At 68.4% G+C, this 11,992-nt stretch carries 8 protein-coding genes and 3 pseudogenes; 6 read left to right on the forward strand and 5 right to left on the reverse strand.

Going from position 1 to position 11,992, the window contains the following annotated elements:
• Positions 1-1,208 precede the first annotated feature (1,208 nt).
• The 4 genes from E2C06_RS21355 (at position 1,209) to E2C06_RS21370 (ending at position 5,245) form a co-directional block, all read left to right on the forward strand.
• Entirely contained in the window at positions 1,209-2,234 is a 1,026-nt protein-coding gene (locus E2C06_RS21355; RefSeq protein WP_133290640.1) for a GGDEF domain-containing protein, read from the forward strand.
• Between the two features lie 403 nt (positions 2,235-2,637).
• Entirely contained in the window at positions 2,638-3,288 is a 651-nt protein-coding gene (locus E2C06_RS21360; RefSeq protein WP_133290641.1) for a class I SAM-dependent methyltransferase, read from the forward strand.
• A gap of 55 nt (positions 3,289-3,343) precedes the next feature.
• The gene (locus E2C06_RS21365; protein WP_206664625.1) at positions 3,344-4,048 is read left to right on the forward strand and encodes a class I SAM-dependent methyltransferase; all 705 of its coding nucleotides are present in this window, start codon (positions 3,344-3,346) and stop codon (positions 4,046-4,048) included.
• Between the two features lie 69 nt (positions 4,049-4,117).
• Positions 4,118-5,245 carry a carboxylate-amine ligase gene (locus E2C06_RS21370; protein ID WP_133290643.1) on the forward strand — a complete coding sequence of 376 codons (1,128 nt, stop codon included), beginning with the start codon at positions 4,118-4,120 and terminating at the stop codon, positions 5,243-5,245.
• Between the two features lie 66 nt (positions 5,246-5,311).
• Here the strand turns inward: E2C06_RS21370 and E2C06_RS21375 are convergent.
• Positions 5,312-5,689 (reverse strand): annotated as a pseudogene (locus tag E2C06_RS21375) (transposase); the annotation flags it as partial.
• A 421-nt stretch (positions 5,690-6,110) separates the two neighbouring features.
• On the opposite strand from E2C06_RS21375, the gene E2C06_RS21380 reads away from it, so the two are divergent.
• On the forward strand, positions 6,111-7,004 hold the full coding sequence (locus tag E2C06_RS21380) for a tripartite tricarboxylate transporter substrate-binding protein (protein ID WP_165982541.1): 894 nt from the start codon (positions 6,111-6,113) through the stop codon (positions 7,002-7,004).
• Between the two features lie 15 nt (positions 7,005-7,019).
• Here E2C06_RS21380 and E2C06_RS21385 read toward each other — a convergent pair whose 3' ends face one another.
• Both E2C06_RS21385 and E2C06_RS21390 read right to left on the reverse strand, forming a co-directional pair.
• Entirely contained in the window at positions 7,020-7,799 is a 780-nt protein-coding gene (locus tag E2C06_RS21385) for an SDR family oxidoreductase (protein ID WP_133290646.1), read from the reverse strand.
• A 58-nt stretch (positions 7,800-7,857) separates the two neighbouring features.
• Positions 7,858-9,441 (reverse strand): ABC transporter substrate-binding protein, encoded by a 1,584-nt coding sequence (locus E2C06_RS21390; RefSeq protein ID WP_133290647.1) that lies wholly within the window; start codon positions 9,439-9,441, stop codon positions 7,858-7,860.
• Between the two features lie 231 nt (positions 9,442-9,672).
• Between E2C06_RS21390 and E2C06_RS21395 the strand changes: the two are divergent.
• Positions 9,673-10,434 (forward strand): annotated as a pseudogene (locus E2C06_RS21395) (IS5 family transposase).
• 463 nt (positions 10,435-10,897) lie between these two features.
• Here E2C06_RS21395 and E2C06_RS21400 read toward each other — a convergent pair.
• Both E2C06_RS21400 and E2C06_RS41080 read right to left on the reverse strand, forming a co-directional pair.
• A complete protein-coding gene (locus E2C06_RS21400) occupies positions 10,898-11,188 on the reverse strand; it encodes an NAD-dependent epimerase/dehydratase family protein (RefSeq protein ID WP_133290649.1) in 291 nt (96 codons plus the stop codon).
• Positions 11,189-11,730: 542 nt separating this feature from the next.
• A pseudogene (locus tag E2C06_RS41080) lies at positions 11,731-11,992 on the reverse strand (IS701 family transposase); the annotation flags it as partial.

An 11,992-nucleotide genomic window follows, 5' to 3' on the forward strand; every position in this document is an offset into this window, starting at 1 on the left:
GGGAAGACGCGGACCGGCTGGATTTCGGCTGGCACGCGGTCGCGTGGTCTCGCAACAGCAGCCGTGCTGGCTGAAATGGTGGGCGACAAGATGCCTTTTGCGCCAGACCGCCGCATTGCGCCGTCCGTTCTGGTGCGCATTGCCACCGGCGCGGTCGGTGGCGCGGCATTGACCGGACGAAATGCTCCACTGGCAGCCGGTGCTCTGGCTGGCATTGCGGGAGCCACCCTGGGCACCCTGGTGGGCCGCACGGCGCGGGGCGGCACGACACGGTCAGATGCGGACTGGGCACGGGCCCTGACGGAGGACGCGGTCGCCGCCGGGCTCGCGGCGGCGCTGGTCGGGTCGGCGGCGCGTCGCAGCCGGGCCCAGCCGGTTCAGCCTCGACGTGCCGTTGGAGGGCTTCGGCTTGGCCGCAGGGCAAGAGGGTGCTCTTGAGGGCGTGGTCTGGTGAGCTACGCGGTCAAGGAGATCTTCTACATGCTCCATGGCGGGAGGGGGCGCAGGCGGGGCGACCCGCGGCGTTCTGCCGGTTCGTCAATGCTGGGGTGCTGGCCGACGCCGTCGCCGCAGCATGGCCTGGTGGTGGACGATCATTCGCAGCCTGCACCGGGGGCGACCCCCTCCTCCAATTGGATGACGCGGCCGTCGGTACGATGCACGACCACGGCTTCGAAGTCGCTGTCGAGACGAATGGCACGATCACTCCAGCGTCGGCCGGGCTCTACTGCATCTGCAGGAGCTCCAAGGCAGGCGCGCAGCTGCAACTGATCGAGTGCGACGAGTCGACGGTTGTAACTCCGCAGGCGAGCTTGGATTTGGAAGCGCTCATGGGACTCAGCGTCACGCGAATTTCGGTGCGATCAACGAACTGTCGGCGCATTGCCGAGAACACGAAAGACGCCCCCGATTTGTGCCTGCATCGGCCGCGCTGGGAGCTCAGCCTCAGTCGCACAAGCTGCTAGGGACCCGATGAGTGAACCGCCTCGACTTTGCCGGAGGCGGTCCGGCGTGAGTTCTCCGCCAGGGTTCCTGGCCGAGTTGATCGCGGGTGAGCGCGCCACCAGGATTGGTCTTTCCAGGCGCGTGGTGATAATCAAAGGTTGATTTTAGGTTCAATAATATCGCAAGTGTGGCTTGGAGTGGTCGTTAGACGGAAGCGGCGGCCACCAGCACCTCCTTCCGCTTCCGAGGACCTGCGGCCGTCGATGTCACCCGCCCCGCTGCCGCCGAACGAGGCGGAACGTCTCGCCGCCCTGCGCGCCTACGACATTCTCGACACCAACCCGGAAAGCAGCTTCGACGACTTGGTCGTTCTCGCCGCCGCGCTGGCCGGCTGCCCCGCCGCAGCCATTACCCTGGTGGATGCCGAGCGGAGCTGGTTCAAGGCGCGCATCGGCCTCGGCGTGCCTGAGGCGCAGCGTGGCGACACGTTCTGCGCCTATGCCGTTTTGCAGCCTGACCGCCCGTTGCTGGTGCCGAACGCGGCCGAAGACCCACGCTTTGCCGATTTCCCGGTGGTCTCCGCTGACCCGGCGATCCGCGCCTATGCCGGCATGCCGCTGGTTTCGCCGGAGGGCTACGCGCTTGGCACCCTTTGCGTCTTCGACCATGTGGCGCGAGACTTCGATGCGGTACAGCAGCGAAGCCTGAGCTCCCTCGCCCGCGCAGTGGTGACGACCCTGGAACTGCGCCGCGCCGGACTGCGGGTGCGGGAGATGGCGCTGACCGATGTGCTGACCGGCATCGCCAATCGCCCCGCCTTCCTGGACGCGCTGGCTCGCGCCATGGCGCGGCAGCGGCGAGACGACCAGCCTTTCGCACTGCTCTACCTCGACCTGGACGGCTTCAAGCGAGTGAACGACCTGCACGGCCACGCAGCAGGCGATGCAGTGCTCCGGGAGGTGGCGGGAGCGCTATCCGCCTGCCTGCGAAGGGAGGACCTGGCGGCGCGCATCGGCGGCGACGAGTTTGCAGCCGTCCTGGTCGGCGGTGACGGCCGGGAAATCCCGCATGTCGCCGAACGGGTGCGATCGACGGTCGAGGAACGGATGAAGGCGCAGGGCCGCGCGGTCACGGCCTCGGTCGGCGCGGTGTCCTTCCTCGCCCCCCCCACGAATGAGGCTGTGGCGATCGCCGAGGCAGATGCATTGATGTATGCCGCAAAGACGGCGGGGAAGAACCGGATGCTGCACCGGAGCATCGGCGTGGCTGTGGTGGCGGAGCCGGCCTGAGGCCGCGTTGCCAGGAAAAGCGGGCGGCCATGGATCATGGCACGGCAACCAGCACCAGATGCGCCGGCGCCACGACAACAGTCTGCTTCAAGCACTGGCGGCACTGCGAGCCCAGTCTCGACCGCCGTGCACGATCGGGAGCAAGCAGCCGCCTGCTTAAGGTGTCGATACGGAAGGACGGGTTGCAAAGGCTTTGCAGGTTCGTCATCGGCTGCGACGGAAAAGCGGGGGACCACGCAGCCCGCCACTCGCATAGCTTCGACCATCGGCAATACTTGGCCTCGCCGCGTACCGCACTGGCAACTGCCAACGGCTGGACGGTTCAAACCAGCCGCGCCGCATCGAGTTGGCAATCCCCTGCGGCGCCCTACCTGTGATGGACTGCTAATCAGGGGGTCCAATCATGCCCGAGGATGGCTTGCCCCAATTGCCGCCGCATGCCTTCGCCAAGAGTGACTCGTCACCGGACACGATCTTCTACGCCGAGCCCCGCTTTGTTACGCATATCGATAACGACGCCATCGGGGCCGTGACCAGGCTCTATCGCGCACTCTTCTCCGCCGACGGCACGGTGCTCGACCTGATGTCGAGCTGGGTCAGCCATCTGCCTGAGGACGTCGCATATAAAAAGGTGATCGGCCATGGCATGAACGCGGCAGAACTGGCCGCCAACCCGCGACTTGACCATTGGTTCGCTCAGGACCTGAACCAGGATCCCAGGCTGCCACTTGACGACGCGAGCGTGGATGCGGTCGGCATCTGCGTTTCCATCCAATACCTCCAGCGTCCGATCGAGGTGTTGCGTGAGGTGGCGCGCGTGCTGCGGCCCAAGGGTCCCGTAGCAATCACATTCTCCAACCGCTGCTTCCCCACCAAGGCCGTGGCGATCTGGCAGAACCTCGACGGGCCGGATCAATGCGAACTCGTCTCGCTCTATCTGCGCCACGCTGGTTTCTCCGCCGTGGAGGCGCGGGAACTCGCATCGCCGGGGCAGTGGGGCAGCGACCCGCTTTGGGCTGTGATCGGGCGCAAGGACGAACACAGTGAGGGCTAGCCGTGGTGGATGCGTTGCCGCTATGCCGCTCCTCGCAGGGCTAGCGGGTGCAGCCGTGACGCTCATCGTGTCCGCCTGCTCAGCTGCAGCGCCGAATGGCGCGGTGCCGGCCGTAGCACCGCCTGGCCTGGCCCAGGAACGCTTTCCGAAGCCGCAACGCCCGGTGGCCAGCATCATATCCGACCAGTGGGCAGGCGAGGACAGCCGCGAGCGCGCCGGCGAGGCGGCCAAAGTCATGGACCTGCTCGGCATTCGTCCCGGGATGACCGTGGCCGACATCGGCGCCGGTGCCGGCTACTATGTCGGGCGCCTGTCGAAGCGCGTCGGCCCCGGCGGTCGGGTCATCGCGCAGGAGGTGGACCGGCGCACCATCGACCGGCTCGGGCGGCGTGTATCGCGCGAGCGGCTCGACAATGTATCGCTCGTCCTCGGCGAGCCGCACGACCCGCGCTTGCCGCCGCGTTCGGTCAGCCTCGCCCTGATGGTCCACATGTACCACGAGATCGAGCAGCCTTTCGGCCTGCTCGCCAACCTCGTCCCGGCAATGCAGCCCAACGGGCGAGTGGCGATCCTGGACGTAGACGGCCCTGTGCTGGCGCATGGTACGCCCCATGCGCTGCTGTCCTGTGAACTAGCGGCCGTCGGGTATCGGGAAGTGGCGTGGCACTGGATCGAAGGACGATCGATCTACCTTGCCGTGTTCGAACCTGCGGCGGAGCCGCCCGCGCCCGAACGCATCGTCCCTTGTGGTGTGCGGTAGGAGTGCGGCCGGACATGCGCGCACGGAAGATTGCGCTACCCTGTTGTCTCCAAAGTCGCGAGGACGCCCGTGGACGCCAGTTACCGTTTCGGCATCGAGGAGGAGTATTTCCTTGCCGACGCCATCACGCGCGGCACCCCACGTCGCACGGTGAAGGCTTTCCACGCCGCGATCCGTACGCGCGTGCCCTCGGCAGAGCGCGAGCTACTGCAGAGCCAAGTTGAGGTTGCTTCGCCGCCTGCCACCGACTTCGCCGAGGCACGCGGGGAACTGGCGGACCTGCGCGCCGGCCTTGCCAAGGTCGCGCGCGAGCACGGCATCCTCGTGCTCGCCTCTGGCACTCACCCTGTCGCGCGCTGGTCGCGTCAGGCGCATACGGAGGCTGAGCGTTACGAGGGACTGATGCGCGACCTTCAACTACTGGGTCGGCGCAATGTGGTCTGCGGCATGCACGTCCACGTGGAGGTGCCCCGGCCCGAGGCGCGCGTCGACATGATGAATCGGCTGCTTCCCTTCATGCCGACGTTGCTAGCGCTGTCCACCTCCTCGCCTTTCTGGCAGGGCCGCGCGACCGGTCTCGCGGGCTACCGCCTCTCGGTCTTCGGCGAGATGCCCCGCACCGGCCTGCCGGACCTGTTCGACGACGAGGCCGACTACCTGCGCTACGTCGAGGTCATGACGCGGGCCGGTGCCATCGCGGATGCCAGCTTTCTGTGGTGGACGCTGCGCCCGTCAGTGAAATATCCGACGCTGGAGCTGCGCGTCGCCGATGCCTGCACCCGCCTGGACGACACCATTGCGATCGCGGCTCTCTACCGCTGCCTGGTGTGCCTGGTGGACCGCCGGCCGGAGCTGAATCGTGGGTTGACCGGCGCTTCACGGGCGATCGCGGCAGAGAATCTATGGCGCGCCCAGCGCGACGGGGTACGCGCGAGCCTCATCGACGAGGTGTCGGGAAACGTCGTGCCGTTCGCGGCCCATTTAGATGGGGTGCTCGCGCTTGTGGCAGAGGTAGCGGACACGCTGGGATGTGCGGCCGAGCTGGCTGCTGCAAGCACCATTGTTGCAGAAGGCACCAGCGCCGATCGTCAGACAACGGTCTTCGCCAAAGCGCGCAATCAGGGCCTGGGCGAACGTGATGCACTCGGCCTCGTGGTAGACTGGATTGCCGAAACGACAAGTCCGGTACAGGGGTAAGGGCCCATCCGGGACGTTTGTGTTCGGTGAGGGCTTCGCTGCCAGGCGCCTGAGCATGAGGCCGGATCATGGCCATGCGGACGAGGGCGGCGGCGATGCGGCAAAGTCGCGGGCCAGGGGGCGATTGCGACTGGTCCAGGCGATGGTGCGCTCGGCGATCCGGCGTTTCGGCAGCACGACGAGGCGGTGCCGGTCGCACCGGCGCACGATCTGCAGGGACCAAGTGCCGGTGCGGGCCATGGCGGCCGCCATCTTCGGGCCTTGGTACCCGGCATCGCCGATGAACCGCTCGAGGAAGGGAAACTGCCTCCGCGCCTGCCGCAACAGGGGCTCGGCACCGTTGCGGTCCTGCAGGTTGGCCGGGTGAACCACGATGCCGAGCAGCAGGCCGAGCGTGTCGGTCAGCAGGTGGCGCTTGCGGCCGACAACCTTCTTGCCTGCATGGTGTTGCGCCCGTGGCGCCGGGCAGCGGCCGACCGCACCCGGTTAGGACGCGTGCGTGACTGCAGCAGGGACATTGGCCGTCGAAGGGCGGCGCGGCGCTCCACAGGCCGCCGAGGCGCGACGATGACTGGCGGTTCGGCAGCAACGGGTCACGGCGGGCGAGCCAGTCACCGCGACGGGCGATAACCGCAATGAACGGAATTGTTCGCCTTCTCCCATCGATGGTGGTGTTCTGATTCGTCGTCAAACCGCTCGCCGCAAAATCGCTAGGGGAGGCTGAACGATGTTGGTGTCAAGAATCACGGCGCGCGGCCGGCGCTGGATCCGATCCGCACGTCGGTCGGTGCGCGTCGTCGCCGGCTGCGCCCTGCTGGTTGCCGCGATCGCTCCGCCAGCAGCGGCGCAACCGACGAATTCTCGCGTGACGTTGATCGTCCCGGCTTCCGCCGGCGGCAGCACCGATGTCATCGCCCGTGTGCTGGGCGAGCATATGGCTCGCACACTTGACCGGATCGTGGTGATCGAGAACGTGTCGGGTGGCGCCACCACTGTCGCCTCAGCGCGGACAGCGGCCTCGGCACCGGACGGGACGACGGTGCTGGTCGCTCAACTGCCGCTCCTGGCCGCGCCCTTCCTCTTCACCGGCCTGTCCTACGACACTCGGACCGCCTTTGCGCCGGTCGGGCTCATCAATGCCGGCCATACCGTTTTGATGGCGCGCAAGCAGCTTGCCCAGTCGCCGACCGAGGCGGTCGCCTGGCTGCGGGCAAACGGGACCTCGGCGAATATCGGCCATGGCGGGATCGGCAGCAGCGGGCATTTCTGCGCCCTGCTTCTGGCCCGCGCGCTCGGCGTCCGCCCGGCCTTCATCGCTTATCGCGGCGGCGGCCCGGCGATGACCGACCTGGTCGGCGGCACGCTGGACATGGTCTGCGACCAGTCGACCAATGCCGTTCCGCAGGTCCAGGCCGGCGCCGTCCAGGGCATCCTGGTCGCCGGGCCCGCGAGGATCGCCAGCATCTCGGCGGTGCCGACCGCGGCAGAGCTGGGCCTGCCCGACGTCTCGCTCGCGGTGTGGCATGGCATGTACGTCGCGCGCTCCACCCCGACCGCCGTCATCGGCCGCCTGAACGCCGCCCTCGGCACCGCCCTGGCGGACCAGGCCATCGTCGCCCGCTTCGGCCAGCTCGGCACAAGCGTCTTCCCGCCCGACCAACGCAGCCCGCAAGCGCATGCGGCGATGTTCGAGGCGGAGTACCAGCGCCTCGGCAGCCTGCTCTCCGGCATGGGCATCACGCCGCAGACGGTCGAATAGCCGGGCGCCCGGGGCTCAGAACACGCCGGGGAACTGCCCGCCGTCGAGCAGCAGGTTCTGCCCGGTGATGAAGCCTGCCTGCCGGCTGCACAGATAGGCGCAGGCATCGCCGAACTCCGACGGGTCGCCGAAGCGCCCCGCCGGCATGGTGGCGCGCTGGCGTTCGAGCTGCTCGGCGAAGCCGATGCCGGCGGCCTTCGCCCGGCTGGTGACGCCGCCGCGGAAGCGGTCCGTCTCGAAGGGCCCGGGCAGCAGGTTGTTCATGGTGACGTTGTGCCGAGCGACCTGCCTCGCCACGCCGCCGACATAGCCGGTCAGTCCCGACCGCGCGGCGGTGGACAGGCTCAGGTCGGCGACCGGTCCCTTCACCGTCGAGGAAGTGATGTTGACGATCCGGCCGAAGCGCCGCTCGATCATGCCGTCGATCACGCCGCGGATCATCTCGATGGCCGCGACCATGTTGTCGTTGACCGCGGCCATCCACTGTTCGGCAGTGAAGCTGCGGAAGTCGCCACGCGGCGGCCCGCCGGCGTTGTTGACCAGGATATCGGCCTGCGGCGCCGCGGCGAGAATTGCCGCGCGCCCGGCCGGGGTGGTCACGTCGGCCGCGACCGCAGTCACCACCACGCCATGCGTCTGTCGGATCTCCTCCGCCGCGGCCTCGGTATCGGCTGCCGTGCGCGCGGCGATGGTGAGGCTGACGCCCTCCCGGGCCAGGGCGGCGGCGCAGGCCCTGCCGAGGCCCTTGCTCGCGGCGCAGACGATCGCGTGCCGGCCTTTTATGCCGAGATCCATCCTGATGCCTCCCTATGCGGGGCAGGCCCGGATCGTTCGGCCGCCCTTCGCCGGTTCGTCACGCATCCCGCCGCACGTTGAGCGGCAGCGCGAGGCCGCGCCGCTCAACCCGCAGGCCACGCCGGTAGGCGCTGTCCACTTGGTAGATTCCGAGCGGCCAGTATGGCAGGTCGGCGAAGAACTGCGCTTGGATCTGCCGGCCGGTGCGCTGCTGCGCCGCGGCGTCCGGTTCCTCCAGCCAGGTGTCGCGCAAGGCCTCAAGCGCTGGGCTGGACGGCCAGCCGAACCAGGCATCGCCGCCGTTGGCGCGCAGCAGCGGATGGCCGCCGGGGTTGAGCAGGTCCTCCGCGCCGAACAGCACCACCACCGCGTTCCAGCCGCCCTGCGCCGGCGGGTCCTTCCTCGCCCGGCGCTGCAGCATGGTGCCCCAGTCGGAGGTCGCGTCCTCCGGCGCAAAGCCGATCTTCTTCAGCAGGTCGTCGGCCACCATGGTGAGCGCGCTGTTGGTCTGTTGGTCGGCCGGGTGCAGCATGACCACCTTGGCGCCGGCGCGGCCGGTCGCCGCCAGCGCGGCGCGGGCGCGGCCGAGGTCGCGCGGCGAGGTCAGCGCCTCCAGCCCCTCGTCGGAGGCCAGCACGCTGCCCGGCGGGAAGCAGCCGACGCCGTCGCGCCAACGGTCCCGGTCGTCGCCGAATAGCGCCGCCATGAAATCGGCCTGGGCCAGGGCTGGCAGCACGGCGCGGCGGACCGCCGGGTCGTCGAAGGGCGGGTGCAGGTGGTTCGGCCGCAGCATGGCGACCGTGCCGAGCGTTTCGATCCGGTCAATCACCACCTCGCGCCGCCGTGCCAGCAACGGCCGCAGGTCTGGGGTGATGCGCTCCCACCAGTCGATCTCGCCGGCCTGCAGCGCCGCGGCGGCGGTCGCGGCATCGGGGATGATACGCCATTCGAGCCGCTCGAAACCGGCAATCTTTGGTCCGGCCGTGACGCCCGCGGTGCCGACCGGGCTCGGGACATAACCATCGTACCGGCGATAGACCACCTGCGCGCCGGCCCGGCGCTCTTCCGCGACGAAGCGGTAGGGGCCGGAGCCGACGATCTCGGTCAGCAGGGTCGTCGCGGGCAGGGCGGCGAAGCGCTCCGGCATGATGAAGCAGGGATAGGAGGAGGACTTGCCGAGCGCGTCCAGCATGACGCCGAATGGCCGCTTCAGGCGCAGCTCGAAGCGCCGATCGTCGAGAGCGCGGATCTCCTCGATCCGTGCCGCGAGGGTCTGGCCATGCGTGTCTCGCGTCATCCATCGGCGGATCGAGGCGACGGCGTCGGCGGCGCGGACCGGCACCCCGTCGTGGAAGGTCGGGCCCTGGCGCAGGGTGAAGGTCCAGCGACGGCCGTCGTCAGCGACGACGTGACCCTCGGCAAGCTGAGGTTGCGGGCTGAATGCCGCGTCGAGCCCGTAGAGCGTGTCCCAGCAGAGATGCGCGTGGTTGCGCACCGCATAGGAGGTGGTGGCGAGCGGGTCGAGCACCGTGACATCGGCTTGCGGCACCATGCGGAGCGTGCGTGCGGCATCGCCCTGGGCAAGGGCCGGGGCGGCGAGAAGGCCGGTGGCACCGGCCAGAAGGCTGCGACGGTGGGGCATGGGCGCAGCCTGCCCTCGATCCGCCGCGCTGCCAACGCCGGATGTGGGCCGGAGTGACGCCGGTGAGTGCCGGCCCCGGAGACGCGAAAGGCCCCATGACCTCGGCTTGAGATCATGGGGCTCTCGGATGCCCTCCGCTGGGGAGGGCAGGGGGACGCCTAGGTCTTGTGGGCTCTTGGGATTCGGCTTCGGTCTGAAGCGTGATTCAAGGCTGCCTTTTGGAGGTGGCTGATGGGAGTGATGGAGCGGCTGGTTCTGCGGGACGACCAGTGGGAACGGACGTCGGCGCACATCATTGGCACCGAGCGGACCCGTGGTTCGTCCGGCCGGGACACCCGCATGTTCGTCGAGGGGGTGCTGTGGACTGCTCGCACCGGCACCCCTGGCGCGACCTGGCAGAGGTCTTCGGGGCCTGGAACAGCGTCTTCCGGCGGTTCGGCCGCTGGGCGGCGAAGGGCATGTGGGACCGGGTCTTCGCGGTCATGTCGGATGACCTCGGCTTCGAGTACCTGATCATCGACAGCACCGTCGTGCGCACCCACCAGCACGCGCCGAGGGCGAAAAAGGGGCTCAGGATCAAGCCAAGGGGGCGCTCACGCGGTGGCCCGAGCACCAAGCTCCGCTTAGCCGTCCGCGGCCTTGGCTGCCCCGCGCGGACCATCCTGACCGCGGGTCAGCGCGGCGATGCCCGACAAGCGCTCGCCCCGCTCGGCGAGGACCAGCCCGAGGCGGTGCCGGCCGATGCAGCATATGCCTCCGGCGCCTTCCGTCCGGTCATCGTCGAGGCTGGCACGGTCGCGGTCATTCCCAACAACCCGTCCCGCGCCATCAGGCATCCCTTCAAGGAGGCGCCCTACAAGGAACGCCACCTCGTCGAGTGCTGCTTCTCCAGGCTCAAGCAGTTCCGCCGCGTCGCCACACGGCACGAAGGGACCGCGCGAAACTACCTCGCCATCATCAACCCTCGCCGCAACCGACCTCTGGCTCAGGTAACTGTCCACAAAACCTAGGAGTACATTTCATGGCCTGATAGGCTTCGGCCGGCCGCGCGCTCCGGGCCTTCGCAATCCTTGCGCGGCAATCGGCCCGCGTCGCCGATCGGTTTCCCCACCGCACGCACTTCAGCACCAGCTGTGCCCGGGCTGGTAGCCCAGCAACCGCTTGGCCTTAGGGATCGAGATAAGCGTCTCGAACTCCCCGAGGTCGTGCGCCACAGGCACGCCGGGGAGATGCTCCAATCATCAGTCGCCGGCTCGGCGTCCGCATGAGTGTGTCAGCGGCCGCGACCGTGAAGACGTCCGCGCCTTGGGGCCCGGCATCGAGCGCGAGGCGGCACACCCAGTTCCAGGTTCCAGCACCGGAGCGTGGGATCGTCGTGGAGGCCGGCGATGTCCGCGTAGTCGTCTGGCTCGAAGATGTTGCAGATGCACAATCCGACGAAGCTCGTGCCGAGATCTCAGGGGCTCATCTCCTCGGCCATGCACCCGCACAGGATCTTGGCCAGCGCGTAGCCGCTCTCCGGCACTGGCGCGGCGCGCGGCGGCGTATGAGTGAACGGCAGGCCGTGGGCGGCTTCGCTCGATGGCCACACAACTCGCGCGAGCCCGGCCCGCGTGCCGGCGCTGAACACATTGTCGGTCGTCATCATGTCGTTCTGAAAGATGACGGTGCGGGCGCCACGTTCGACGCGGGAATGCCGGCCAAGTGCACCACCGCCGCCGTCCGGCCCAAACCCGTGCTCCGCCAATCGACGATGCCGGCTGCCAGCTCCAGGACATCGATTGCCTAGCTCAGGTCGGCCTTGATGAGATGGCACAGCGGCTCTGCCGGGGGCGTGAGGTCGACGTGTATCACTGCGTGGCCGTGCTCGAGCAACTCGCGGATCGCGGACCGTCCCACCTTGCCGCTCCCACCCGTAACAGCGATGCTACCGATGGCCGTTCCTCCACTTTGCCCGCACGCAGTTGCTGAATGCTGTTGACATGGATGGCAAGCGCGGATCCCGCAGTTCTGCGGGCAAATGAGCTGGTGGCGGTTCGTGCGGCAGCAGTACGGCTGGGCCGCGCTGCGGCCCGCCAGCCTTCAGGCACTAACAGGCCCTCGCATTACAGCTGCATTTTGCGTTTCAGGTGTGAGCGTTGTGCGGCGGCTTGGTGCGCGCGTCGCCAAAGTGACCAGCGATGATGTGGGCTGGCTGGATCTGCCGCTGCGCAGGGCGGATTGCGATGCGGCGGATCTCTTGGACCGACCAGCGGATGAGGTCCGGCGCGTCCGCGTCAGGTTGATCAGAGTATTTGGGGGTGGCGCATTGGCTTTGTGCTGGATGGACGCCAGCATGGCGAAAGCCAGCATGACCACGAGACATGGCGATGCCAGCCGTGCCAGCTCCTGGTCTCGTTGTGGTCGAGGCCGAGCTCGTTCTTCGCCGTCTCGAAAGCGTCCTCGCTGGCCCAGCGCTGCCCTTCGACGGTGGCCAACGTCTCGATCGTGGCCCCGGCCGGGCACCAGGTGGTGAAGCAGGCACATTCGCCGTCGGCGAGGCTGCGCCGGA

The organism is Dankookia rubra (genome assembly GCF_004355005.1).
In the GTDB taxonomy this organism is placed as follows: domain Bacteria; phylum Pseudomonadota; class Alphaproteobacteria; order Acetobacterales; family Acetobacteraceae; genus Paracraurococcus; species Paracraurococcus ruber_A.

Coding starts and splice junctions, on each gene's coding strand:
- E2C06_RS21355 (WP_133290640.1), top strand. CDS start 1,209: ATGTCACCCGCCCCGCTGCCGCCGAACGAGGCGGAACGTCTCGCCGCC.
- E2C06_RS21360 (WP_133290641.1), top strand. CDS start 2,638: ATGCCCGAGGATGGCTTGCCCCAATTGCCGCCGCATGCCTTCGCCAAG.
- E2C06_RS21385 (WP_133290646.1), bottom strand. CDS start 7,799: ATGGATCTCGGCATAAAAGGCCGGCACGCGATCGTCTGCGCCGCGAGC.
- E2C06_RS21390 (WP_133290647.1), bottom strand. CDS start 9,441: ATGCCCCACCGTCGCAGCCTTCTGGCCGGTGCCACCGGCCTTCTCGCC.